We start from the raw sequence: 24,114 nt of genomic DNA on the forward strand, positions 1-24,114 counted from the left end.
GTCCTCTTTCTTTTTTAATATTTCACGGAAAAATACCCGTTGTGTTCAACGCTGTCTGTCGCTTCGATATCCAGGTGATCCACTTTTGAGAAATTATTGCCTCCAGCTACTGAATCGAGAAACCCTCCCATCGTTTGTTCATCAGATTCTGCTTTCACTTCGACTGTTCCATCAGATTTATTTCGTACCCATCCGTTTACTCCATGTTTTTCTGCCTCCGTTTGTACAAAATGACGGAACCCAACTCCCTGTACAGTTCCATGAACAATAATATGCTGTTTCATCAGTAACAAGTCTCCTTTCGTTAAGCTTTTATAAAATGAACACCAAACCAGGGATCCTGTTCTGGATTATCCTCTGATTCTGATATGACATGCGGAATACCTTCTTCATCTGTGGTCATCCAAACCCCATACGCATCCTTGAAAACGGGGTAAAAGTACCCCTCACGAAACAATATTTTAGGAGGATCTGATTCGATAAAATCAAATTCTAATTTTTTTATAACATTTTTTTTGCAGCGGACAAGCTCCATATAACATCACCTTCAGCTTGTAATTGTTCCCATTAAGTATATCATTGTCATTCCCTCTTTGAAAAAAATCAACCACTTTCTATAATAACCGAAACAGTCTAATGCAGCGTTTATGTTCATATAGTGAAAGCAAGTAGAAAGGAGGAAGAACGTTGAGAGCTGAGGAAGAAAAAGCGTTGTTTGAAGCTATAGAAGAAATAACAGAAATCGCGGAAGGATTCGGTCTTGATTTTTATCCTATGAGGTATGAAATCTGCCCATCTGACATTATTTATACCTTTGGGGCGTATGGAATGCCTACTCGATATTCGCACTGGTCCTTCGGGAAACAATTTCACAAAATGAAGCTGCATTATGATTTGGGATTAAGTAAAATTTATGAACTGGTCATTAATTCTAACCCATGCTATGCATTTTTACTCGACAGTAATTCTTTAATACAAAATAAATTAATAGTAGCTCACGTTTTAGCGCATTGTGACTTTTTTAAGAATAATGTCCGTTTTTCCAATACGAGAAACGATATGGTAGAAAGCATGGCAGCGGCGGCAGAACGGATTTCTCGCTATGAAATGCAATATGGTCATCAGGAGGTAGAAGATTTTCTGGATGCTGTTCTTTCGATTCAGGAGCATATAGACCCTAGTCTGATACGTCCTAAATTGCTGTGGAACATGGATGAAGAAGAGGGGATTCCTTCAAGGAAAAAAGGATTATATGATGATCTATGGTCACTTGAAGAGAAAGAGAGAGAGAAAGAACAACTTCCCCAAAAACGCAAAAAAAGTTTCCCGCCAAAATCAGAAAAGGATCTGTTATTGTTCTTAGAGGAATACAGCAGAGAGATTGAAGATTGGCAGCGGGATATTTTAACGATGATGAGGGAAGAAATGCTTTATTTCTGGCCGCAATTAGAAACGAAAATTATGAATGAAGGCTGGGCTTCCTACTGGCATGCAAAAATTTTACGTGAGCTTGATTTAACTGAAGAAGAAAGTATTGAATTTGCAAAATTAAATGCCAGTGTTGTCCAGCCTTCTACTACATCCATCAATCCTTATTATTTAGGATTAAAAATCTTTGAAGAAATAGAAAGAAGATATGATAAGCCGGATGAACATCTATTACAACTCGGTGTAAAACCAGGAAGCGGAATTCAAAAACTTTATGAAGTACGCGAACTTGAATCTGATACTTCATTTATACGGAATTATGTTACCAAAAAGCTGGTGCAAAGAGAGGATTTATACCTTTTTCAGAAACAGGGCAGAGAATATAAAATCGTAGATAAAGAATGGGAAAACGTCAGAGACCAGCTCATTAGATCGCGGGTAAATGGAGGCTTCCCATATTTGACAGTGGAAGACGGCGATTATGCAAAAGCAGGGGAGCTATATTTAAAGCATCATTATGAAGAAGAGGAGCTTGATTTAAAATATCTCGAAAAAACTCTTCCCTATGTACATCAGCTCTGGGGCAGGACAGTGCATGTGGAAACTGTAATTGAAGACAGTGAAGTCCTCTTCAGCTTTGATGGAAGGAGGATGCACAGAAAATCTTTGTAGTCACCAGGCGGTCTTTCAGAAGGCCGCTTGTTTCTTTTAAAGCCGTGTCGTAAGATAAATGAAGTTTACTCAAGGAAGGTTGAATATGAAATGACAGAAAAAGAAAAAATGCTGAGTGGTGAATTGTATCAACCATGGGATAAGGAACTCGTGACAGGAAGGGAAGAGGCTCGCAAGCTTACTAAATTATTTAATGATACCACGGGCGGCGAGTATGAGAAACAGGCGGAGATTCTGATGCAGCTTTTTGGAAAAACTGGAGAAGATATTCATATTGAGCCGGATTTCCGCTGTGACTATGGCTTTAATATCCACACGGGAAAAAATTTCTTTGCTAATTTCAACTGTGTTTTTCTGGATGTGTGTGAAGTTTCGTTCGGTGATAATGTCATGCTTGGACCAGGTGTACATATTTATACAGCCACTCATCCGTTATCGGCGCAAGTGCGGAATAGAGGCCTTGAAAATGGCAGGCCGGTAAGAATTGGCGATAATGTATGGATTGGTGGAGGAGCAATTATAAATCCAGGAGTTTCAATTGGGGATAATACAGTCATAGGCTCAGGAAGTGTTGTTACAAAGGATGTGCCGGCAGCTGTTTTTGCAGCAGGAAATCCTTGCAAAGTTATCAAAAAAATCGATTGAATGAAAACATATCTAAAGAGCCTGCAAGGAAGTGTCTGGCGGAAGCGACTGCTGGGTTCTCACTTAAGGTATCAAGCAAAAGGCTTCCGACAATCATTTTTGATCATCGAAAGCTTTTTAGACTGTCCCTTCAGCTTTATCCTTTTATTTCGCTGTTTGATGCCTGTGCGCAGTATGATCTACAGGTCCTATATATTCATTGAGCGGGAAGGAGTCTTGAATGGCTGCCTGGATAAACTGCTTTGCTGTTTCAATTGCTTCTCTTACTGGTCTGCCTTTTGCAAGTTCGGCAGTAATTGCGGCTGAATAAGTGCACCCAGCTCCATGCGTGTATTTCGTGTGAATTTTTTCAGCTTCAATCATATCAAATGATTTTCCATCATAAAAAACATCTACAGATGTCTCCTCTCCAGTTTCTCCTCCACCTTTTACAATGACAAAAGAGGGACCGAGCTCATAAATTATCTCAGCTGCATTTTTCATCTCATCAATGTTTCGAATGGAGGAAAGACCAGCTATCTGCGCAGCCTCAAATAAGTTTGGAGTTACAACCAGAGCTTTAGGAACAAGGACTTCACGCAGACATTTGTCTGTTTCAGGATGTAATGCTTCGTCAGCTCCTTTGCAGACCATAACAGGATCTACTACTAATTTTTCAATATTATACTGATCGACTTTTCTTGCGACTAAATTAATTGTGTCAATAGAACCAAGCATTCCGGTTTTTACGGCGTCCGTACCAATTCCAGCAAGCACAGTTTCCAATTGAGCATCGAGTACATCTGTATCCTGCGGATATACAGTATGATACCAATTGTTATGAGGGTCCTGGGCTACGATGGTTGTCAAAGAGGTCATTCCATATACGCCAAGCTCCTGGAAAGTTTTCAGATCTGCCTGTATACCAGCTCCGCCGCTCGTGTCAGAACCAGCAATGGTTAATACTTTTTTTAAAGCCATCTTATAATCTCCTCTCTTTTAAAGACGCAGCAGTGGATTACTCCGCCCATTCTCCGCTGCGGAATATAGCTTCTTTTTGTCCAGTGTTTAGGATACCATCAATATTCATTTCTGCTGAACCGATCATAAAATCGACGTGAGTAATGCTGGTATTTAATCCTTGCTTATCTTTTTCTTCTTTAGACAAGTCTGAGCCGTTTTTAACACAAAATGCATAGGCACTTCCAATGGCAAGATGGTTTGAGGCATTCTCATCGAACAGGGTATTATAAAAAAGAATCCCGGTCTGCGAAATTGGTGAACTGTGGGGCACTAATGCCACTTCACCTAAATAATGGGAACCTTCGTCGGTTTCGATTAAATTCGAGAGCGTTTCTTCCCCTTCTTCTGCAGTCCAATCAACAATTTTGCCGTCTTTGAAATGGATAGTAAATCCATCGATAATATTTCCGCTGTAATTCAAAGGTTTGGTATTTTTTACATAGCCGTTTACTCCATATTTGTGGGGCACTGTAAATACTTCTTCTGTAGGCATATTAGCTATGAAATGCACACCGTCCTGATTTGGGCCGCCGCCTCCAACCCAAATATGATCTTCCGGGAGCTTAATTTCAAGGTCAGTGCCAGGAGCCGTGTAATGCAGTGCACTATAACGTTTATTATTTAAAGCTGCAGCTTTATTTTGGAGCGTTTGGTCAAGCTTTTCCCACTCTTTTACAGGATCATTTACATCAGCTCTTACAGCTGAAAAAATAGCCTTCCAGAGATTTTTTTCGGCTTTTTCCGGTGTGTCATCGGGAAACACTTTCTTTGCCCAGCCTTTTGAAGGTGTAGCAATTACAAGCCAGCTGACTTTGTCTGATTGAATATAAGATCGGAAAACATCCATTGCTTCTCCTGCAGCTTTGTTGGCATCTGCAACCCTGCTCGGTTTTACACCTTTTAAAAGATCCGGATCTGTAGACTTTACAGTGATAAAGGCAGCTCCACTTTCAGCCAGTTCTTCTCTTCCTTTTGCAAGCCATTGTGGATATTCCTTAAAAGCTTCATCTGGAGCTTTATCAAATTTGAGACGTGTCAGCTTTTCGTCTACCCAGTCGACATGTACATTCTTTGCCCCCGCTCCATATGCTTCTTCGGCAAGCAGCCGAACGAATTCATCAGAAGTAATCGGTGCAGATATTACGAGTGTCTGTCCTCGCTGCAGATTAACTCCCATTCTTATGGCAAGTTCAGAATACTGTTTTAAATTTCGCTCGAAATCAGTCATAGTCACAGCTCCTTTTAAAATCATACATTTTTAGATTCAGCGTAAAATACGTGAAGTATTCCCATTAATTAGCATGTTTTACCTGTTTCCAAGCATATTGTAACATATCCAATAGTCTGCACCTATTTTTAGAGTGCAGTCATAAAATGCTAAGATAAAGGGGAGGAGGGGCTGTTTTTATGAGATCGCTCACAATATTTTGCGGTTCAAGCAAAGGATTTAATGAAGAATACGAAAAACAAGCGGTTTTATTGGGCCAGCTTGCAGCCCGCCACGACATAGAAATTATTTACGGAGGTTCGAGCTCTGGATTGATGGGAACCCTTGCAGACAGTGTTCTGCGTAATGGCGGAAAAGTGACTGGAATCATTCCTGAAAGCTTGATGTCTAAAGAGGCGGCACACCAGCACCTAAATAACCTTATTACTGTAAAAACGATGCATGAGCGGAAAGCGTTAATGTATGAAAAAGGGGAAGCTTTTGTGGCGATGCCCGGAGGAATAGGAACTCTCGAGGAATTTATCGAAATTTTAACATGGGGAGCTATTGGTCACCACAAAAAAACGTGCGGGCTTTTTAATGTTAATCAATACTACAGGCCGCTGTCCGACCTTTTCGAACACATGGTTAACGAAGGGTTTTTAGCAGAGCATATAGCTGAACAAATTATTACTGAGGAAGAACCGGGTCTCTTATTAGAAAAGCTGGGAATGTATGAACCTGAAAAACAGTAAAGGTAGAACGAAAAAAAGAGCGGCCTGCTTCTGAATGGCCGCAAAAAAGTATCGTACGTATTCAGAGTAGCATCAGCGTAATAAAACAAAATAATATGTAAAGCAGTTTAATTAGCCTGCTGCTGACTCTGTGCAATTAGTTTAGCAGAATTTAAGAGAGGCATCATTGCCGGCTGCAGCTGATGAGCGCTGATGTATGTGAAATGTTATCAATTTTCTTGTATCAGCTTTAAAAATATAACTGTGGTTATATTTCAAATAAAAATTAATGCGCTTCTATTTAAAGAAGCGCATTTTAAGAGGTTGCTTTCATTCCGGAGGTGACTGCCCGAGCTTCCTCCAATGATTCTCGTTCATGAAAATTATGAGCGTTGGCAACGAAATTGGTGGGGGCGGAACTGATTTTTGCATTATATTTTGCTACAGTATTATTGTACATTTTTGAAGCTTTACTTATTTTTTCGTCTGTTTCTTGAATTTGACTTTCAAGCTCTAAAAAAGATGGGTTTTCCTTTAATTCTTTTACTTCATTTTTTACTGAAATTATTTGTTTCAGCACCTTTGACAGCTCATTATTTATTTGAAGCTTTTGTTTTCTGCTGTTGTTTGAAGACATTAATTGACTTCTCAACTCAATTGCTCTTTCAAGTGTGTGCTGCTCGGTCCGAACTTCGGCCTGCATTATTTCAACTAATTGCGGGACATGGTCATAGCGGCGTTTCAATAAGCTATCAAGATATGCCCATGCTTCTTCCACCCAATGTAAGTATTTAATGAGAGCATTGTAACCGATAATCCACCCGGCAATTGCAATCACAATTATAATCCCAAGTACGGCTCCAAAAAAGGTCAAAGCTAATAACCCCCTCTTCAGCTGATTGACCAGTATAGGCTTCATAGTTCCTTTTTACAGTATAGCATGTTTCCTTTCTTAGCAGTAGTTGGAAATACCTTTAATAGGAAATTCCGATTCGGCAGTTACTCCATTTGCGTTCCTCAAGGAGAGACACAGCACAGGCGGCTGTGTCTCCGGTAGATATCTTTTTTCCATTAATAGGGAGATAATCTTTCTCTGTCCGGTACCTCCCGGTTTCAGGTCCATCTATAAGGTAAGTAGGACAAAGAATTGTCCATTCAAGATTGGAAGCTCTTAACTTTTCATATGCTTTGGCATGATCTCTGGCGGCAGTGGTGTTTTTCCGTTTAGACTCCTTAGTATGAAAACGATAAAAAGAAGGGTTATTTCTAGCACAAAGAATGCCGGCTGTTCCGATAGTTATAAGCCGATTAATCCCCTTTGAAGACATCGTATTTATAAGAAGCGGAACAACACGCTGTAAAGTATTACTTTTATCAGTACTTAACGCGCTGATAACAAAATCTGCATTGTCAGAAGCTTTCGACAGACAAGTATCATTAAGAGCATTTCCTTGAATAATTGTAATTGGGCCTCGTACTTCTGAGAGTTTTTCGGGTTCTCTTGCCAGGGCAGTCACACTTATATCCATTTGAAGCAGTTGTTCAAGTATAACTTTTCCTGTTCTGCCGGTTGCTCCTAAAAGTGCAGCTCTCATTTTTCATCCTCCCTATTTTAATACTCTATTCCCCATAAAAACACAATTGAAAACGATACTCAAATTTAAAGACAGATAGTCTTCATCAGAAAAAAGAATTGACGTTTACGTATGAGAATATCTATAATAAAGATATTAATGGAAGCGCTTTCAATGCTTGTTTCTTTTTTATGGATGTCATCTGAACGATCGCTCAGCTTCCTTGATGAATCCCAGGACGGAGGAATAGGTATGGATTTTGAATTGTCAAAAGAACAGAAAATGATAAAAAATATGGTGAAGGATTTTGCAGAACAGGAGATTGCACCAAAAGCTGTAGAGATCGACCGTGACGCACGTTTCCCGGAAGAAACCTTTAAACGAATGGGTAGTCTGGGTCTTTTGGGAATACCATTTCCTGAAGAATATGGCGGCTCCGGCGGAGATACTCTTTCTTACGCGCTGGCGGTAGAAGAAATAGGTAAAGCATGTGGAAGCACAGGTTTAAGTTATGCAGCGGCAGTTTCACTGGGAGCCAGTCCTATTTATTATTTTGGCACCGAACAGCAGAAACTGGATCATTTACTTCCGCTTGCTTCAGGACAGGCACTTGGTTCCTTTGGATTAACGGAACCCAATGCCGGTTCAGATGCAGGTGGAACGAAAACAAAAGCTGAACTCGTAGATAGTGAATATGTTATCAGTGGAGAAAAATGCTGGATAACTAATGCTCAATATGCAAGAACTGTGATTGTGACGGCGGTGACCGGAAAGGATGATAAAGGAAAAAATATCATTTCTGCTCTCATTGTACCCACTAAAGCAGAAGGTTTTAAAATTACAAGTCCGTACGAAAAAATGGGGGTACGCGGATCAAATACGTCAGAATTAATTTTAGATGAAGTAAGAGTACCAGAAAAAAACCTGCTCGGTGATCCGAATAAAGGGTTTAAGCAATTTTTATACACGCTGGATGGCGGAAGAATTTCCATTGCTGCCCTGGCCGTTGGAATTGCAAATGGTGCCTATGAAAAAGCTCTCTCCTATTCAAAAGAGAGGAAGCAGTTTGGCCGCACGATCTCTAGTTTTCAAGCGATCCAGTTTAAACTGGCAGATATGGCTATGCAGATCGAATTAGCCAGAAATATGGTGTGGAAGGCGGCTTGGTTGAAAGATCAGGAAAAACCATTTACGAAGGAATCTGCGTTCGCCAAGTTATACGCTTCAGAGATGGCAACAAGAGTCTGCAATGAAGCCCTGCAGATTCATGGAGGCTATGGGTATATGCGTGAATATGAAGTAGAGAGAATGCTAAGAGATACAAAACTGATGGAAATCGGAGAAGGGACTTCTGAAATCCAGCGGCTCGTTATAGCAAGACAGCTCGGTTGTTTTTAAATAAACGAAATATTTACCTTTTTGTTATATGCAGGTACTCAAAAAGGAGGAATGGTCATTGTTCCGGAGAATATTAATTGCAAATCGAGGTGAGATCGCCTGCCGGATTATACGAACCTGCCGGGAAATGAATTTGATTTCAGCAGCGGTTTATTCAGATGCCGATAATAAAGCAGTGCATGTAAAAATGGCAGATGAAGCGTATTATATTGGCACCTCACGTGTAGAAGAAAGCTACGGAAGTATCAATGCCGTACTTCAGGCTGCGAAGGATTCAGGTGCAGACGCCATTCACCCTGGTTATGGATTTCTTTCAGAGAACGGTGATTTTGCTAAACGCTGTGAAGAAGAAGGAATCCATTTTATCGGCCCGGCCTCTCATACTATGCTGCAAATGGGTAATAAGATTACGGCCAGAAGAATGATGGAAGAAGCCGGTGTTCCCATCATTCCAGGAATGAATCAATCTGCAGAAAATGTTGAAGCAGCCGTAAAGTTTGCTTTGCAAATAGGCTTTCCTGTCATGTTAAAAGCGGCTGCAGGAGGCGGAGGCATTGGAATGCAGCGTGTGGACAATGAAGTGCAGCTGCGTGAAGCGTTCGCCGGAAACCAAAAACGAGCCGCCAGTTTTTTTGGGAACGGAACTATGTATTTAGAAAAGTATATAGATAAACCCCGCCACGTTGAAATTCAAGTACTAGCGGATCAATTTGGCCATGCTATTCATTTAGGGGAGAGGGATTGTTCGGTCCAGCGTCGAAATCAAAAAGTACTGGAGGAAAGTCCTTCTCCATTCATCAGCAGAGAAACCAGGGAAAAAATGTGCCAATCCGCATTACATGCGGTACAGAAAATAGGATATCAAAATGCCGGGACGATAGAATTTTTAGTGGACGAAAATCAGAATTTTTATTTCTTAGAAATGAATACCCGCCTCCAGGTAGAGCACCCGGTGACGGAGGAAATAACAGGAATTGATTTAGTCCGCGAACAAATACGTATTGCCGAAGGGCGCCCTTTGACGCTTCGTCAGAATGAAGTAACCTTCCAAAATCATGCATTAGAAGCCAGAATATATGCAGAGGATCCACAGACATTTTTCCCATCACCAGGGACCATCACTAAACTTGATCTGCCACAGGCAGCACATATCCGGCATGAAATAGGAGTAGAAGAAGGGACCGCTGTCACTCCATTTTATGATCCGATGCTCGCAAAGATCATTGTGACAAGCATCGATAGAAGTACAAGTATTGAACATCTTAAGAACGCACTGACAAATTATAGAATAGATGGAATAAAAACAAATCTGCCGATGCTCCTTAACGTTTTAGAGCATGATGAATTTCAAGAAGGAAGGGCAGATACAGGGTTTGTAACTAATTATTTAATTTCAAAAAACTAAGGAAACGAGGAGCATACAATGAGTAAAATTCACGCATCGATGGCCGGGAATTTATGGAAGGTTTTAGTAGCAGTGGGAGACAGTGTGTCAGAGGGACAGGAAGTGGCAATCTTAGAATCAATGAAGATGGAAATTCCGATCGGTTCTGAAAAAGGCGGCAGAGTAAAAAATATCCTAAAGCAAGAAGGAGATTTTGTAAACGAAGGCGATGAATTGATAGAACTTGAGTAGTTCATGAGGAGGAGCAAGTCATGGCGACGGGTAAATCATATGAGCAAATAACTGATCGAATTGAAAAAGGCGGGTTAGAGAAATACCATGAAAAAAACTTAGAGAAAGGCAAACTGTATGTAAGAGATCGCTTAACTGAACTATTTGATGATGGAATAGTGTTTGAAGACGGTAAGTACGCGAATAATCTGGCAGACGAACTCCCAGCTGATGGGGTTATAACGGGAACCGGCAGGATAAATGGGAGAACAGTCTGTTTTATGGCAAATGACTCGACTGTTAAAGCAGGATCATGGGGAGCGCGGACAGTTGAAAAAATTATCCGCATTCAGGAAACGGCCGCAAAGCTCTCCGTCCCAATGCTCTATCTTGTAGATTCCGCAGGGGCAAGAATTACCGATCAAGTGGAAATGTTTCCGGGCCGAAGGGGAGCAGGCCGTATATTCTATAACCAGGTAAAGCTCTCCGGTCAAATTCCGCAGGTCTGTTTATTATTTGGTCCCTCTGCTGCAGGAGGAGCTTATATCCCTGCATTTTGTGATGTTGTCATTATGGTGGAAGGAAACGCATCAATGTATCTGGGTTCACCAAGAATGGCTGAAATGGTTATAGGGGAAAAGGTGACTCTCGAAGAGATGGGGGGCGCAAGAATGCATTGCTCTGTCTCAGGCTGCGGTGATATTTTAGCAGCAAACGAGACTGAGGCAATTCAGCTGGCGCGAGGCTATTTATCATATTTTCCGCAAAATTACTCTGAAAAAACCGATTCCGTACCAGCTAAGATTCCATTTTCACAGGAGATAAAGATTGAAAAACTTATCCCTGAAAATCAAAACGCTCCATTTAATATGTATGATTTTCTAAATTGTTTAATTGATGCTGACAGCTTTTTTGAAATGAAGAAGGAATTCGCACCTGAGATCATTATTGGATTTGCACGCATGAATGGGGAAGCAGTCGGTATAATTGCTAATCAGCCAAAAGTAAAAGGTGGTGTGTTGTTTCATGATTCCGCGGATAAGGCGTCACGATTTATCACTCTATGTGATGCTTATAACATTCCTCTCGTCTTTTTGGCGGATATCCCCGGCTTTATGATCGGCACTAAAGTAGAGCGTGCAGGCATTATCAGACATGGAGCAAAAATGATAGCAGCCATGTCGGATGTAACTGTACCGAAAATTTCTGTAATCGTCAGAAAAGCGTATGGAGCAGGTTTGTATGCAATGGCAGGCCCTGCATTTGAACCCGACTGCTGTATAGCACTACCATCAGCTCAAATCGCGGTAATGGGACCAGAAGCCGCAGTAAATGCAGTATATGCCAATAAGATCAGTGAACTGCCTGCAGAAGAACGCGACTCGTTTATTGCGGAAAAGAGAAAAGAGTATAAAGAGAATATTGATATTTACAGGCTCGCTTCAGAAATGGTAATTGATGACATTGTGGAGCCGGGTAAGCTGAGAGAAGTGCTGATAGATCGGCTGAAAACCTATCAGTCGAAAAATTACAGTTTTGCAAAAAGGAAACATGCAGTCTATCCAGTATAAAGGAGTTTTTCGATGTGAAGGATGAAGCAGTGTGGTTTCCGACAGATGTACAGGTAAAGGCAACCCGACTTTACCAATGGATGAGACAGCTTGGATATGAAGATTACGACAAATTTTTAAAAGCCTCTACAATAGACGTATCCTGGTTTTGGGAAGAAGCAGAAAAAATATTACAGATTTCTTGGTTCGAGCCATATAAAAGAACCCTCAGCCTTGACAAAGGGAAGAAGTGGCCGGACTGGTATGAAAAAGGAAAATTAAACGCTGTTTATAATGCTGTCCACAAATGGGCTGCCGAGGAATCGACGAAAGACAAACCGGCTGTAATATGGGAAGGGGAAAATGAAGAAAACATAACGCTTACTTATAAAGAGCTTCAAAAGAAAACAGATCAGGCAGCGGCCGGCCTCTCCTCATTAGGTGTTAAATCCGGAGATGTTGTAACATTATATATGCCGATGCTTCCTGAAACGGTAATAGCAATGATGGCTGTTTCTAAATTAGGTGCAATTTTCTGTCCGACTTTTTCAGGGTACGGAGCTGAGGCTGTCGCTGCCCGCATGAATGCATCTGGTTCTACCGTACTAATTACTGCAGATGGTTATTATCGAAGAGGAAAAATGGTCACCATGAAAGAAGAGGCTGATCAAGCAGCGAAGGCTGCGAAAATGATTCAGCATGTCGTAGTTGTTAAAAGAACGGACAGGAAAACCACCTGGAATGATTCTATGGACATTGATTGGAAACAGCTGATGCATATGGGAAACGAAATCCCAATGAAGGAAATGGACAGCTCTGATCCACTGATGCTCATTTATACCTCCGGCACAACAGGCAGACCTAAAGGAGCCGTTCATACTCATTCAGGATTTCCAATTAAAGCTGCTTTTGACGCTGGCATTGGTATGGATGTAAAACAGGACGATACTTTATTCTGGTTTACTGATATGGGATGGATGATGGGACCTTTTCTTGTGTATGGCGCACTTCTCAATGGTGCTTCGATGCTGCTGTATGAAGGAACTCCAGATTTTCCTGCACCGGATAGGCTCTGGAAGCTTACTGAAGCCCATAAAGTAAGCCACCTGGGCATTTCGCCGACGTTGATCCGCTCGTTGATGAAGCATGGAGACACCTATGTAAATAAATTTAATTTCAGCGAGCTTCGTGTTATTGCTTCTACCGGTGAGCCCTGGAATCCAGATCCTTGGAAGTGGCTGTTTAAAACAGTCGGAAGAAAAAGAACTCCTATATTTAATTATTCTGGAGGTACTGAAATTTCTGGAGGAATTTTAGGTAATGTACTTGTACGTCCTATCGGGCCGGTGACCTTTAATTCCGCTATTCCGGGCATGGCGGCAGATGTTTTCAATAATGATGGAAAGCCTGTCACTGATGAAGTAGGGGAGCTGGTCATTACGAAGCCATGGGTGGGAATGACTAAAGGTTTTTGGAAAGATTCAGAAAGGTATGAACAAACCTATTGGAGTCGTTGGAAGGATGTCTGGGTTCACGGAGACTGGGCTGTTAAAAACAAAGATGGTTACTGGACGATTACCGGACGTTCCGATGATATATTAAATATTGCCGGAAAGCGTCTTGGTCCTGCTGAAATGGAGTCGGTGCTCGTCGATCATGCTGCAGTGAGAGAAGCAGGCACGATCGGCATTCCACATGACATAAAAGGGGAAGAGGCAGTTTGTTTTGTAATATTAAATGACGGATGGCAGGAGGAAGCTGCGCTGGCAAAAGAATTGATCAACTATTGCGGCAGCAAATTGGGCAAAGCATTACGGCCTGCGGCAGTATATTTTGTGGAGGATCTTCCTAAAACGAGAAATGCAAAGGTAATGAGACGGGCAATTAAAGCAGCTTTTTTAGATAAGGATGCTGGTGACCTATCTTCCTTAGAAAATCCTTCTGCAGTAGAGAAAATCAGAAAGATTGGTAAAAAAATACAATAAAAATGCTGCTGGTTTTCCAATAAAGGGAAGCCAGTTTTTCGTTTTGAGATAATTTCCTTTATTTACTAATCAAAACAATGGATACCCTGTGAATTTCGATACAAACTATAGTTACAAAGAGGAGGTGAGATACATGGCTAACAACAATTCTTCTAGAAACCAATTGGTAGTACCAGGAGTTCAACAAGCTCTTGATCAAATGAAGTATGAAATCGCTCAAGAATTTGGAGTACAGCTTAACGCTGATTCTACTTCCCGTGCAAACGGATCTGTAGGTGGAGAAATCACTAAACGTCTCGTTCAAATGGCTGAACAGCAAATGAGCGGGTATCAGCAGCAATAATCGAATAAAATGGATGGAGGGGCTGCCTGTAAAGGTGATGCATGTCATCACCCGGGCAGCCTCCTTTAATTTATATTTTAAAAAGAAAAAGTGATTGAATATCAAAAGTCAATTTTTTTATAGGATGAGAGAATAAGTAATGCTGAGGTTTTTGCCTTTTAAACTGGGCATTAGAGAAATTTATCCTTAACGGGGTAAAACTTAAGACCCGGCTATTGCTAACCGGGTCTTATTCCATTCATTAGTGGTTTGGAGGTTCTTCTTCCTCAAGATCCCGTGCTTCTTCAATCTGTTTCTGATTATAATAGTCTGAGACGGTTCCGCCTGCGAGACCTTCATTAATCATACGGTCCACGTCCATGGAATAGTTCTTCTCTTTCGTTTGACCCTTTTGTTCTTTATCCATGTGCTTTCCCCTCCCGTATCATTAGCTTTAACGCAGGGTGCGTTTATGATACGAAGAAGATAATGGGAAGGGTCTATTCTGGTTGATGATCTTCGTATACGTGATATAAAAATAAGTCATGAAGCCCCGCTTCCAGTTTTTCGTGCTCAGCAGGAACAGAGCCATTCCAATCAATCGTACCATCCATATTATAAATTCCAGTGAAATAAGTGCCTTTAAAATAAAAAGAAAAGCTCCATTCTTTTCTGACCAAGTTGTTTATACGTTCTGCCCATTGAAAATGGCTGATCATACTTAGGCCCCTCCTGAAAAATAGTATATCCCTATCGTAGCATAGGTAAGGCACACTCAACAGCTTCTTCTTGCCGTATATTAGTCGAGTTGGTAAAGTAAGAATGATTGTTATAAAAAGCATGTGGAATGCCAAAAGGGGATTTTGTATGAATGCACTTTTAATACTTTTCATTATGATGGCAATTGGGGCAGCGATTGGTGGTATCACCAATTTTTTAGCAATAAAAATGCTGTTCCGTCCATATAAAGCAATATATCTGGGAAGCTGGAGAGTACCTTTCACTCCAGGACTCATCCCAAAAAGAAGAGCAGCTCTGGCAGATCAAATGGGCAGAATGGTGGTTACCCACCTGCTTACCCCAGAGGGAATCACTCAAAAAATTGGAGAGCAGGACTTTCAGGATAAAATGATTTCTTGGGCACGACGTGAAATTAAAAGAATGACTTTATCAGAAAGATCTATTGAAGAGTTAATTAATCAATACTTTCAAACAGGCAGTATCAGGCTTAAGATAAAAGATAGCACAGAGCAATATATTTACGAAAAAATTGATAAATATATGAAAGAAAATAAAGACGCAGCTTTAAAAGAGGCAGTTCCGCCAGGGCTCAAAGATAAAGTCAACAAACTTATACCTGAGCTGTCACTGATGATAACGGAAAAAGGCTCTGCTTATTTTCAAAGTGAAGCAGGCAGACAGCAGCTGTATGTGTTATTAAGAAAATTTCTTAACGGAAAAGGGTCGATGTTTAATTTTTTAGGTTCCATGTTCGGTGAAGAAAAGATTGTAGAAAAGCTGCAGCCTGAGATCGTAAAATTTTTCGAAGATCCTGCGTCAGAAATGTTTATCAGACAATATATACAAATGGAATGGGAGAAACTTCAGGAGCAGCCATTCAGTATAGTATCTCCATACGTAGACGCTGACAAAATATCCGGCAGAGCAGCTGAAGTCATAGATAAGGAAATTCCTATTATGAAACTGCTCGAAACACCACTCCGTGATTGGGTGCCGCGGTATGAAGACAAAATTCTTAATAAATGGCTTCCTTCTTTTTCATTATTAATCCAAAATTTCCTGGGTAAACGCCTGCATTTATTTTTTGAGGAATTAAACCTGCAGGAGGTAGTAAAGCAGCAGGTTAATGCTTTTTCCGTCGGCAGGCTGGAGGTTATGGTACTTTCCATCTCTGCAAGGGAATTCAAAATGATCACGTACCTCGGTGGATTTCTCGGGGGAACAGTTGGTCTGCTGCAGGGAATATTCGTTTTAATTTTCATGTAATGCTGCTGCTGCCTTATTAATTAATTTGTGGTTATGGATGCATGAGTATTTTATTCGTGTTATGCTCGTTGAAGATTGTTTAAAGGAGGTCCTGAAAAATGGCCAATATTTATGACAAAGCACACGAACTGTCCCGTACTCTTCGAGACAGTGATGAATTCCAGAATTTAAGAAATCTTCACGCTCAGGTAGAAGAGGATGAAGTTGCAAAAAGAATGTTAGATAATTTCCGTAATGTTCAGCTGGAGCTTCAGCAAAAACAGATGCAGGGCCAGCAGCCATCTGAAGATGAAATAACCCAGGCGCAGAAACAATTTGAAATGGTTCAGCAGCATGAGGTTATCTCAAAATTAATGGAAGAAGAACAAAAAATGAGCACAGTTATTGGTGATTTAAACAAAATCATTACTGAACCGCTCGAAGATCTTTATGGTGTACCTGAAGATCAGCAAGGCCAGTAAAAGCTTATCCAGCCTGCAGCGACTGCTGCAGGCTTTTCTGTTCTAAAGTGGGTCAGGCTGACATAAACCTAATGGCAAAGGCTAAGCTTCAGGGAGGGGTATGACAACATGACATATCGATTGCTGGCAATGAGTATTGATGGCGTGCTGCTCAAGTCGAATGATAGGATCTCAAAAGAAACTAAAGAAGCGCTTGATTTTGTCCGGAACAAGGGTGTCTACACAGTTCTTGTGACAAATAGGAGTTTCACATCAGCAAAAAAAGTAGCAAAAAGTTTAAAATTAAACCAGGAGATGGTCGTACACGGGGGAGCGATGCTGGCTACGATGTCAGGAAGACCGTTGTATGAATCCCGAATGCAGACTGAACTTGTATATGACTTAACTGAGTTTATGGAACGTTTCCCTTGTAAGATTCAAGTTGAGTCTGAGAATTACGAATGGGAAAATAAACACAGGCAATCAGGGAAGAAGCTTGGAAAAGTGCAGTTCAGCATTGCAGAAGGTCTTTTTCAGCCTAAAACATACACCTCTCAGATCAGTACGGCTGTATATGAGAAACAGCTGACAGCTCTCCGAGTATTCGGTCAATTCGATGATGAACGAAGCGCGGGCGAATGCCGGCAGGAAATTTTAACACGACTTCCTGGAATTTTAGTGGAGCAGCATGCTTCGAATCTTACAATTAAACGGGAAGAAGCAACGAAAGAGAATACCCTTGCTTATTTAATGAATGAATTGCGTGTTAAAAATGAAGAAATGATATATATCGGGGCGGGATCCGGTGATATTCCCGCTCTGGAAATGGCAGGAATAGGCGTAGCTATGGGGCAGTCATCCGCCGCTGTTAAAGAAGAAGCGGACTGGATCACCAGGTCCAGCGATCAGGATGGGGTCGCTTATATGGTAAAAGAAGTATTTAGAAAACAAATGAAAGTAGAAGTTTAAGCAGAAAGTAAGATCTTCAGGCTGTATCCAATACTTTTGAAAAAATTTAGTCTCCACCACGCGGGTTAAAATCACACTAAAACAAGTCAAGGGGCTGTATCAAAAGCTGATTTTAACCTTTTGAAACAGCCCCTGTTTGTTACAATTTAGTTTTCAACATATGCTCCGTCAAAACACTACGCTTTCCGCGGGCACGGCTCAAGCCTCCCCGGCAGAAAGAACACTGCCTGTAGAGTCTTAAGACACGTGCTGTCCCGCGACGCACTGGACGTGGCCGCATTTAATCGAATCTTTATAATCATTAAAGATGGACTGTATCAAAAGATGATAATCCATTAACTTCATCCCAAAAAATAATGAAGCTGTAGCAAAAGCCCCTTTTTTAGAAAAAATAGTATCCTAAATAGAAGATAGCAGGGGACAAGTCCGAAGACTCCATTGGGAAGAGCAGCGGCTGAAGATCCGCCGGGCGCGGGTTTCGCCCGGTTAGCTGAAGCGCTGCCCACGGAAAGCGAAGGACTTGTCCACTGCTTTTTTTACCATGCAAAAGGGGCGAGTATCATTTATGATACGCCCCATAACATGTTTTGGTATGATTTTAACCACCAATGTGGGGACTAAGATTTTTTGAGAAGACTTTTGATACAGCCCCTGCGAGTCAGCTTGTACACCCCTTACTGTTTCAAACCGACTTATCAAAGATCTGATTTTGCTATTACCTTTGAAATATCAGCAGTTTGCCGCTTCGGGTCAGCCGGTGTGTCATCGCTGCGCAATTTTCCTCTTCGAGTCTTTGTCTTCCATGAGCAATAGCTTCCTCATCATTATCAAATTCAAAAGTTGCATTTAGACTCAATTTCCCATCTTTTTGAAATACAGTTAAAAAATAATGCATTTATATCCCTCCAGAATGAATGTTCATTCATTTTCTTTATTTTACGATGAAAAATACACCGAATCAAGTTTTAAAAAATGTCGAAAAATTGTTGCTGGCTGCATTCTTAATTTTTCTATAAGATGAAGAACAGGAGGTGCTGAGATGCCTAAAAGAAAGAGAAAACATCCTGTTCTCTCTGTTTTCGTCATGACAGTCACCATTATCGTTATTCTGGGTATCATAATTCACAGCTCCCTTCCTGAGAGCTTTACAAGGGATCAGTATTATTCCAATGAACAAATACCTGCTGAATTTATTCCAATATATCAAGAAGCAGGCGATGAGTATGATATCTCCTGGAAGCTGCTTGCAGCAGTGCACCGTGTAGAATCTGTATTCTCCACAATGAGCAGTTTAGAAAGTCCGGCTGGGGCTGTCGGTCATATGCAGTTTATGCCGTGTACATTCATCGGGTGGAGCTATCCGGGCTGTGCGGAAAAAGGAAGTCTTGATATACCTGAGAATGAGCTGCACGATACTGAACTTATCAAGAATCACGGCGGTTATGGTGTAGATGGCAATGGAGACGGTCGTGCTGACCCTTATAATGTAGAGGACGCGATACATTCCGCGGCAAACTTCTTAGCCTCCAATGGAGCGGCAGAAGGTGATAAAAGACATGCTGTCTATCAATATAACCATGCTGACTGGTATGTGGAAGAGGTTCTTGAATATGAACGAACGTATTATGAAAAATACGAATCAGTTCAATCAGAACAAACAACAGGGATAAATAAAATAATTTGGAACATGATATTCGCCCGCTGAATACGATGAAAATTAAAAGGAGGCGGGCGAAGCATGAACAATATGAACATGTACAATTTATGTCATCAACATATAGGGAAATATGTGAATGTCAAAACAAATGACAATGGCGAATATAATGGAATTGTTGAAGGCGTGGACGCAAACAACGTATATTTAATGGTTCCAGAGCACGATAATAATTACTCAGGCATGACTGCCGGAATGGCAAACAATAATCAGAATATGGCCGGAATGGCAAACAATAATCAGAATATGGCCGGCATGGGTAATAACTATAAAGTGCACGGTATGATGAAAAAGTCATGCGGATGCGGTTGTGGAAACAGCAGACAGCGCCAATTTTTCGGAGGTTATGGAGGATACGGCGGATACGGTGGTTACCCAGGATATAATCCTTATCCAGGCCAGGGGTTCCGACGGCTCATTCTGCCGCTTACTGCGTTAGTCGCTCTTTCTGCTCTTCCCTATTGGTATTAATATATGAAAAACCTTAGAGGCTTACCTTGGTCTCTGGGGTTTTATTATTTTTTAATAACTTTCATATCGATTAGAGCGGCATCTGCTGGCTGACAAGGCAAATAGAAGGAACTCTCTTGTTAAATGCAGGTGGTTTGGTGAGGTTGGTTTAACAGACCAGATTGTAAATTACGGTGTTATTCAATGGTTCATCCTAAGTTTTTGATATAATAGTAATTAAAATAATAAACGGAGGCAACTTATATGGATTCGCTTACATTCATCCATGCTGCTGACCTGCATCTTGGTTCTACTGTCCCTGAAGCGTATCTTGCCTCGGACAGAGATATGAAAACAAAACTAGAAAACAGCGGCCGCAGAGCAATCGAAAAGATGGTGGATAATGCTATTACAAGTTCTGTAGATTTTATTATCCTGGCAGGCGATTTATTTGATCAGCAAAATCGAAGCATAAAAAGTCAGCTTTACTTAAAAAAACAATTTGAGCGTCTTCATAATAATAATATCTCAGTTTATATTGTTTTTGGTAATCATGACCCGGTCAACGAAGATTATTTTTCAATGAATTGGCCGGATAATGTAAACATATTTGACACGAAGCCGGAGCTTAAAATATTTTATAAAGGTAATAAAGCGGCTGCACATCTTTATGGATGCAGCTATCCAAGATCTTCTTTTAAAGAAAACATTGCAGCAGGCTATTTGCGAAAAGAAGGGGCGCCATATCATATCGGAATTTTGCATGGGCAGCTGCGGCAAAATCACGATCATTTACCATACGCTCCATTTGATCTCCAGGATTTAACAGCAAAGCATTTTGACTATTGGGCACTCGGTCACATACATAAACGCTTACAGTTAGCTGAAAATATCTGTTATCCAGGCAGTATACAAGGACGTTCAAAAAAAGAAACAGGGGAAAAAGGATATTTATTAATTTCCTTAAATCCAGTGGGAACTTCCGTCACATTTCATCCGGCTGCAGATATTGCGTTTGAGAGACTTATTGTCGATACCACCTCTTGTTCAGGGGTTGACGATCTGACTGAGGCTGTTTTCAAGGCATCTGAAAAGTTTCTAAATAGAACTGAAGCCGGCTTCTGGATAGAATTGCAATTAACAGGGTGCAGTATACAGGGTGTTCAATTAAAAGATGAAGAGGCAGAAGCGGAATGGCTGGAAGTGCTGAATGAATCAGGGAAGGAGGAAACACCTTTCCTATATTTTTACAATATAATAAATAATGTCAAAAGTATTTCCCAGCTAAATAGTGAAGCTCCACCATTTCTTATAGATATTGAGCGAGCGGCAGAAGAAATTAGGGACGATAAAACAGTTCTTGAAAAACATTGGAAAGAGCTCTTACAGCATTCGGCCGCTAGAAAATATATGGCTTCCATTCCAGAGTCTGAGAAAGATAAACTAATCGAGGAAGCACATCAATGGATTGTAGACTCCTGGTGGAGGAGGGAAAACCATGAAGATAATTAGGTTGCACATTTACGGATTCGGCAGATGGAACAATGAAACATTAGATATAGAAGAGTCATTTATGTTAATCTGCGGAAATAATGAAGCTGGAAAGTCAACATTACGCGCATTTATCCAGGCTGTATTATTTGGTTTTCCAACAAAAAAAGAAAAACAACTCCGTTACGAGCCCAAAACCGGCAGTTCGTATGGAGGGAAGATTACGATTCAGCTTGAAGATGGAGAAATTTTTCAAATAGAACGGGTGCTGCGTCAAAAATCTTCCGGAGATATTTCTGTATTTGGCAGTGACGGGGCTTCCTACGGAGAGGCCTGGCTTCATTCTCTGTTAAATAAAATGGATAAGTCTACATTTCAGGGTATTTTTTGTTTTGGTCTGGATGGTCTGTCAGAAATTCAACAACTGCAAGGTGATGAATTAAATCAGTATTTATATGAAGCAGGAATGACAGGGACAAAAAGAGTGGCTCAGCTTGAAAAGGAAACGGTAGAAAAACTTTCATCTTTATTTAAACCGCGAGGTCAAAAGCCACTTATAAATGAGGAGTTAAGGCAATTAAAAGATATCTATCAGCAGGTTCACGGGTGGGAAAAAGAGATAGACCGATATGAGATACTGCTGAGTGAAAGAAAAGCAGCTGCTGATAAGATTGAAGCTGTTCAGCTTCAAAGAAAGCAGCTTAAAAAGCAGCTTTCTGAGATTCTGCAGGAGCAAGCACTGCATTCAATTTTTGAAGAGAAGCAAGTAACAGACCAACATTTACAGCTTCTTGAAGATTCCAAAAATGTACCTCTTGAAAAAAAGGAAGACTGGGATGATTTAAACAGACAGCGGCGTCAACTAACAGAGCAGCAAACTGAACTTACTGTCGAGATGAAACAAAAACATATTCAATGTAAAGGTGCGTCAAACAGTCGAGATCTGCAGCATTGGATAGAAAAAATTAATACGTTAAAAGAAAGACTATCTTTTTATCACAAAAATAAAGAAGATCTAAAGCTGACCACGACGAGGCTTAACGAAAAGTTAATCAGGGCAGAGGATTTGCTCAAAAAGGTCGCCTGGTCTGAGGAACAACTGAAGCTTGTCAGCGATATTACAATTGATGAAGAAGAAAACCTGCTCACACTAATAAAAAAATCAAAAAAATTGCAGGAAAGAAATGAAATGATTGAAGATCAGCTTCAAAAAGACAAACTATACAGTAAAGAACTGGATGCAGAAATAGTCGATCTAATAAAGAAACTGGATGCAGCGGAGCAGGATCAAAAGCGAAAGGAACGGACACATCTGGAGAAAGAAGCAGAAAAACTGGCTCATGCTAAAGGGATGCGCTCAATATTTATGCTGCTCTGGGCTTCTATTGTAATTTTTTTAAGCCTCGGCGTTTGGGAAATGGCTTCCGGTTTTAGGTTTATAGGAGCGACTATGCTTTTTGCAGGATTTGCTGCTGCTTTATTATATTTACAGCAAAGAGAGAAAAAGGACCGAGAAATCGAGAATGATGAAAAAGAGCATGAAAAAATTGAACTGTTATTAGAGCAGAACCGCCGTACGGAAATAGAAATAAAGGAAAAAGAGTGGCAGCATGAAAGAGTAAATCAGCAGATTTTCTCTCATCAGGAATCGCTCTATTCAATTCAAGAAGCATACACAAAAAATAAGGATGACATGATTGAGTGGTGTAATAATAATAATATCCCAGCCTTTCCATCCGCAGACACAGCAGATCAGTATTTTTATACATTAAAAGAATGGATAGAAATAAAAAAATCAGTGAATACGGAAATTAAAGGACAAGAAACGCTGATTAGTGCAATAGAAAAATTTGAACATATGAGCCGAGACGCTGCAGCCGAAATGGACGTAAATGTTAATAAAAGTGCTGAAGAAATTGTTTTCTCCTGCCAGGAGCAGCTCAAACATTATCTTTTAAAAAATGACAATTGGATTAAGGAAGCAGAGCAATATGTCTCCATGCACCACAAAAAGAGATATCTTTCAGGCGTCCTTAAAAAGGTAAACGAAGAGATTCGTTCGATTCTAATCGAAGCTGATATAGGCTCTGAAGCAGAATTTTTAGAAGGAATAAAGAAAAAACAGGAATATGAAAACTTCCGTGAGAAACAGCGCTGGCTGCAAAGTCAACTATTATCGCAGCTCGGTTCGGAAGAAAAAGTAAATGAAGCAATGATGAAATGGCAATCAAACAGGCACACTGCTTCTGAAGAGGAAGAACTGAATTCAACTTTAGATAAAATGGAACAACAGGAAAAGGAATGGCAGAGAAAGGATGCAGAACTTGGACAGCAGATAAAAAGACTTGAGCAGGACGGAACATACGAAAAAGTATTGCAGGAATATGCTGAACGGAAAGCATCTTTTCAGGAAAACGTGTATGATTGGTTAAAGTGGAAAACAGCTTCTTTATTGCTTAAAAAAGCCAAGTCCCGCTATGAAAAAGAAAGACAGCCAGAGGTTATTCAGCTGGCGTCCAAGTATTTTCATTTCATTACGGAAGAAGAATATACATCTTTATTTACGCCGATGGATGGAAAGTACTTTCAGGTTGAGCGAAACGACGGCATGCGTTTTTCAGTAGAGGAATTAAGCAGAGGGACAGCAGAGCAGCTTTATTTATCGTTAAGACTTGCTTTAGCAGAAGTTTATAATCAATACTCTGTTTTTCCACTTATTATGGACGATCCTTTCGTTAATTTTGACAGCAGCCGAAAAAAAGCTGCCTTCCGCTTATTAAATGAAATAAGTGCAGAGAGGCAGGTCATCTATTTTACCTGCCATAAACAAGAGGAGAGCTTCATTCAGGACCATCAGCGTCTTGTATTATAAATCAAAATGAACAGAGATAATTAAAACAATGGACATATA

25 protein-coding genes are annotated in these 24,114 nt (G+C 40.6%); 16 read left to right on the forward strand and 9 right to left on the reverse strand.

All coding sequences use genetic code 11. From position 1 onward, the window contains the following. Positions 1 to 14: 14 nt before the first annotated feature. Positions 15 to 284, reverse strand: a complete 270-nt coding sequence (locus ACE4RR_RS14945) for an acylphosphatase (RefSeq protein ID WP_375536235.1) — start codon at positions 282 to 284, stop codon at positions 15 to 17. A gap of 20 nt (positions 285 to 304) precedes the next feature. Next, complete coding sequence (locus ACE4RR_RS14950; protein WP_375536236.1) at positions 305 to 535, reverse strand: hypothetical protein; 231 nt, start codon at positions 533 to 535, stop codon at positions 305 to 307. 152 nt (positions 536 to 687) lie between these two features. Here ACE4RR_RS14950 and ACE4RR_RS14955 point away from each other — a divergent pair, with 152 nt between their 5' ends. Then, positions 688 to 2,100 (forward strand): SpoVR family protein, encoded by a 1,413-nt coding sequence (locus tag ACE4RR_RS14955; protein WP_375536237.1) that lies wholly within the window; start codon positions 688 to 690, stop codon positions 2,098 to 2,100. Between the two features lie 90 nt (positions 2,101 to 2,190). After that, positions 2,191 to 2,745, forward strand: coding sequence for a sugar O-acetyltransferase (locus ACE4RR_RS14960; protein WP_375536238.1), 555 nt, complete (start codon positions 2,191 to 2,193; stop codon positions 2,743 to 2,745). A 144-nt stretch (positions 2,746 to 2,889) separates the two neighbouring features. On the opposite strand, the gene pdxK is transcribed toward ACE4RR_RS14960, so the two are convergent. Further along, the gene (pdxK, locus tag ACE4RR_RS14965; RefSeq protein ID WP_375536239.1) at positions 2,890 to 3,705 is read right to left on the reverse strand and encodes a pyridoxine/pyridoxal/pyridoxamine kinase; all 816 of its coding nucleotides are present in this window, start codon (positions 3,703 to 3,705) and stop codon (positions 2,890 to 2,892) included. A 37-nt stretch (positions 3,706 to 3,742) separates the two neighbouring features. After that, the gene (locus ACE4RR_RS14970) at positions 3,743 to 4,975 is read right to left on the reverse strand and encodes an aminopeptidase (protein ID WP_375536240.1); all 1,233 of its coding nucleotides are present in this window, start codon (positions 4,973 to 4,975) and stop codon (positions 3,743 to 3,745) included. Between the two features lie 179 nt (positions 4,976 to 5,154). Here ACE4RR_RS14970 and ACE4RR_RS14975 point away from each other — a divergent pair, with 179 nt between their 5' ends. Next, a complete protein-coding gene (locus tag ACE4RR_RS14975) occupies positions 5,155 to 5,709 on the forward strand; it encodes an LOG family protein (protein WP_375536241.1) in 555 nt (184 codons plus the stop codon). A gap of 295 nt (positions 5,710 to 6,004) precedes the next feature. Here the strand turns inward: ACE4RR_RS14975 and ACE4RR_RS14980 are convergent, their stop codons facing one another. Together ACE4RR_RS14980 and ACE4RR_RS14985 are read right to left on the reverse strand one after the other, a co-directional pair. Then, the gene (locus tag ACE4RR_RS14980) at positions 6,005 to 6,562 is read right to left on the reverse strand and encodes a LemA family protein (protein ID WP_375536242.1); all 558 of its coding nucleotides are present in this window, start codon (positions 6,560 to 6,562) and stop codon (positions 6,005 to 6,007) included. Between the two features lie 100 nt (positions 6,563 to 6,662). Continuing rightward, entirely contained in the window at positions 6,663 to 7,283 is a 621-nt protein-coding gene (locus ACE4RR_RS14985; protein ID WP_375536243.1) for an NAD(P)-dependent oxidoreductase, read from the reverse strand. Between the two features lie 231 nt (positions 7,284 to 7,514). On the opposite strand from ACE4RR_RS14985, the gene ACE4RR_RS14990 reads away from it, so the two are divergent. From ACE4RR_RS14990 to ACE4RR_RS15015, 6 genes are all read left to right on the forward strand, one after another. Further along, the gene (locus ACE4RR_RS14990; RefSeq protein ID WP_375536302.1) at positions 7,515 to 8,660 is read left to right on the forward strand and encodes an acyl-CoA dehydrogenase family protein; all 1,146 of its coding nucleotides are present in this window, start codon (positions 7,515 to 7,517) and stop codon (positions 8,658 to 8,660) included. Positions 8,661 to 8,718: 58 nt separating this feature from the next. After that, positions 8,719 to 10,065, forward strand: coding sequence for an acetyl-CoA carboxylase biotin carboxylase subunit (locus tag ACE4RR_RS14995; RefSeq protein WP_375536244.1), 1,347 nt, complete (start codon positions 8,719 to 8,721; stop codon positions 10,063 to 10,065). A gap of 18 nt (positions 10,066 to 10,083) precedes the next feature. Continuing rightward, positions 10,084 to 10,296, forward strand: coding sequence for an acetyl-CoA carboxylase biotin carboxyl carrier protein subunit (locus ACE4RR_RS15000; RefSeq protein ID WP_375536245.1), 213 nt, complete (start codon positions 10,084 to 10,086; stop codon positions 10,294 to 10,296). A gap of 20 nt (positions 10,297 to 10,316) precedes the next feature. Next, a complete protein-coding gene (locus tag ACE4RR_RS15005; RefSeq protein ID WP_375536246.1) occupies positions 10,317 to 11,846 on the forward strand; it encodes an acyl-CoA carboxylase subunit beta in 1,530 nt (509 codons plus the stop codon). Between the two features lie 14 nt (positions 11,847 to 11,860). Next, the gene (locus tag ACE4RR_RS15010; RefSeq protein ID WP_375536247.1) at positions 11,861 to 13,810 is read left to right on the forward strand and encodes an AMP-binding protein; all 1,950 of its coding nucleotides are present in this window, start codon (positions 11,861 to 11,863) and stop codon (positions 13,808 to 13,810) included. Positions 13,811 to 13,943: 133 nt separating this feature from the next. Then, positions 13,944 to 14,153 (forward strand): alpha/beta-type small acid-soluble spore protein, encoded by a 210-nt coding sequence (locus ACE4RR_RS15015; protein ID WP_375536248.1) that lies wholly within the window; start codon positions 13,944 to 13,946, stop codon positions 14,151 to 14,153. A 241-nt stretch (positions 14,154 to 14,394) separates the two neighbouring features. Here the strand turns inward: ACE4RR_RS15015 and ACE4RR_RS15020 are convergent, their stop codons facing one another. Further along, entirely contained in the window at positions 14,395 to 14,559 is a 165-nt protein-coding gene (locus ACE4RR_RS15020) for a hypothetical protein (protein ID WP_375536249.1), read from the reverse strand. Positions 14,560 to 14,632: 73 nt separating this feature from the next. Next, positions 14,633 to 14,851 carry a DUF5342 family protein gene (locus ACE4RR_RS15025; RefSeq protein ID WP_375536250.1) on the reverse strand — a complete coding sequence of 73 codons (219 nt, stop codon included), beginning with the start codon at positions 14,849 to 14,851 and terminating at the stop codon, positions 14,633 to 14,635. 148 nt (positions 14,852 to 14,999) lie between these two features. Between ACE4RR_RS15025 and ACE4RR_RS15030 the strand changes: the two genes are divergently transcribed. The 3 genes from ACE4RR_RS15030 (at position 15,000) to ACE4RR_RS15040 (ending at position 17,548) form a co-directional block, all read left to right on the forward strand. After that, complete coding sequence (locus ACE4RR_RS15030; protein ID WP_375536251.1) at positions 15,000 to 16,139, forward strand: DUF445 domain-containing protein; 1,140 nt, start codon at positions 15,000 to 15,002, stop codon at positions 16,137 to 16,139. Between the two features lie 98 nt (positions 16,140 to 16,237). After that, a complete protein-coding gene (locus tag ACE4RR_RS15035) occupies positions 16,238 to 16,600 on the forward strand; it encodes a YlbF/YmcA family competence regulator (RefSeq protein ID WP_375536252.1) in 363 nt (120 codons plus the stop codon). 108 nt (positions 16,601 to 16,708) lie between these two features. After that, entirely contained in the window at positions 16,709 to 17,548 is an 840-nt protein-coding gene (locus tag ACE4RR_RS15040) for an HAD-IIB family hydrolase (protein WP_375536253.1), read from the forward strand. Between the two features lie 715 nt (positions 17,549 to 18,263). Here the strand turns inward: ACE4RR_RS15040 and ACE4RR_RS15045 are convergent. Then, positions 18,264 to 18,443, reverse strand: a complete 180-nt coding sequence (locus ACE4RR_RS15045; RefSeq protein ID WP_375536254.1) for a YhzD family protein — start codon at positions 18,441 to 18,443, stop codon at positions 18,264 to 18,266. A 144-nt stretch (positions 18,444 to 18,587) separates the two neighbouring features. Between ACE4RR_RS15045 and ACE4RR_RS15050 the strand changes: the two genes are divergently transcribed. The 4 genes from ACE4RR_RS15050 (at position 18,588) to ACE4RR_RS15065 (ending at position 24,075) form a co-directional block, all read left to right on the forward strand. Then, positions 18,588 to 19,253: a lytic transglycosylase domain-containing protein gene (locus ACE4RR_RS15050; protein WP_375536255.1), complete on the forward strand. Its 666-nt coding sequence runs from the start codon at positions 18,588 to 18,590 to the stop codon at positions 19,251 to 19,253. Between the two features lie 33 nt (positions 19,254 to 19,286). Further along, a complete protein-coding gene (locus tag ACE4RR_RS15055; protein ID WP_375536256.1) occupies positions 19,287 to 19,733 on the forward strand; it encodes an LSm family protein in 447 nt (148 codons plus the stop codon). Between the two features lie 243 nt (positions 19,734 to 19,976). After that, positions 19,977 to 21,224 (forward strand): metallophosphoesterase family protein, encoded by a 1,248-nt coding sequence (locus tag ACE4RR_RS15060; RefSeq protein WP_375536257.1) that lies wholly within the window; start codon positions 19,977 to 19,979, stop codon positions 21,222 to 21,224. Then, positions 21,211 to 24,075, forward strand: coding sequence for an ATP-binding protein (locus ACE4RR_RS15065; RefSeq protein ID WP_375536258.1), 2,865 nt, complete (start codon positions 21,211 to 21,213; stop codon positions 24,073 to 24,075). Before ACE4RR_RS15060 ends, ACE4RR_RS15065 begins: the two co-directional genes overlap by 14 nt. Positions 24,076 to 24,114: the final 39 nt, after the last annotated feature.

Origin of the sequence: Alteribacillus sp. HJP-4 (assembly GCF_042139015.1) — a bacterium.
Classification (GTDB): domain Bacteria; phylum Bacillota; class Bacilli; order Bacillales; family Marinococcaceae; genus JBHIKY01.

Bases quoted from the DNA above. Each gene is read 5' to 3' on its own strand.
- ACE4RR_RS14945 (WP_375536235.1), bottom strand. From the start codon at position 284: ATGAAACAGCATATTATTGTTCATGGAACTGTACAGGGAGTTGGGTTC.
- ACE4RR_RS14950 (WP_375536236.1), bottom strand. From the start codon at position 535: ATGGAGCTTGTCCGCTGCAAAAAAAATGTTATAAAAAAATTAGAATTT.
- ACE4RR_RS14960 (WP_375536238.1), top strand. From the start codon at position 2,191: ATGACAGAAAAAGAAAAAATGCTGAGTGGTGAATTGTATCAACCATGG.
- pdxK (WP_375536239.1), bottom strand. From the start codon at position 3,705: ATGGCTTTAAAAAAAGTATTAACCATTGCTGGTTCTGACACGAGCGGC.
- ACE4RR_RS14970 (WP_375536240.1), bottom strand. From the start codon at position 4,975: ATGACTGATTTCGAGCGAAATTTAAAACAGTATTCTGAACTTGCCATA.
- ACE4RR_RS14975 (WP_375536241.1), top strand. From the start codon at position 5,155: ATGAGATCGCTCACAATATTTTGCGGTTCAAGCAAAGGATTTAATGAA.
- ACE4RR_RS14985 (WP_375536243.1), bottom strand. From the start codon at position 7,283: ATGAGAGCTGCACTTTTAGGAGCAACCGGCAGAACAGGAAAAGTTATA.
- ACE4RR_RS14990 (WP_375536302.1), top strand. From the start codon at position 7,515: ATGGATTTTGAATTGTCAAAAGAACAGAAAATGATAAAAAATATGGTG.
- ACE4RR_RS15000 (WP_375536245.1), top strand. From the start codon at position 10,084: ATGAGTAAAATTCACGCATCGATGGCCGGGAATTTATGGAAGGTTTTA.
- ACE4RR_RS15005 (WP_375536246.1), top strand. From the start codon at position 10,317: ATGGCGACGGGTAAATCATATGAGCAAATAACTGATCGAATTGAAAAA.
- ACE4RR_RS15015 (WP_375536248.1), top strand. From the start codon at position 13,944: ATGGCTAACAACAATTCTTCTAGAAACCAATTGGTAGTACCAGGAGTT.
- ACE4RR_RS15020 (WP_375536249.1), bottom strand. From the start codon at position 14,559: ATGGATAAAGAACAAAAGGGTCAAACGAAAGAGAAGAACTATTCCATG.
- ACE4RR_RS15025 (WP_375536250.1), bottom strand. From the start codon at position 14,851: ATGATCAGCCATTTTCAATGGGCAGAACGTATAAACAACTTGGTCAGA.
- ACE4RR_RS15030 (WP_375536251.1), top strand. From the start codon at position 15,000: ATGAATGCACTTTTAATACTTTTCATTATGATGGCAATTGGGGCAGCG.
- ACE4RR_RS15035 (WP_375536252.1), top strand. From the start codon at position 16,238: ATGGCCAATATTTATGACAAAGCACACGAACTGTCCCGTACTCTTCGA.
- ACE4RR_RS15040 (WP_375536253.1), top strand. From the start codon at position 16,709: ATGACATATCGATTGCTGGCAATGAGTATTGATGGCGTGCTGCTCAAG.
- ACE4RR_RS15045 (WP_375536254.1), bottom strand. From the start codon at position 18,443: ATGCATTATTTTTTAACTGTATTTCAAAAAGATGGGAAATTGAGTCTA.
- ACE4RR_RS15050 (WP_375536255.1), top strand. From the start codon at position 18,588: ATGCCTAAAAGAAAGAGAAAACATCCTGTTCTCTCTGTTTTCGTCATG.
- ACE4RR_RS15055 (WP_375536256.1), top strand. From the start codon at position 19,287: ATGAACAATATGAACATGTACAATTTATGTCATCAACATATAGGGAAA.
- ACE4RR_RS15060 (WP_375536257.1), top strand. From the start codon at position 19,977: ATGGATTCGCTTACATTCATCCATGCTGCTGACCTGCATCTTGGTTCT.
- ACE4RR_RS15065 (WP_375536258.1), top strand. From the start codon at position 21,211: ATGAAGATAATTAGGTTGCACATTTACGGATTCGGCAGATGGAACAAT.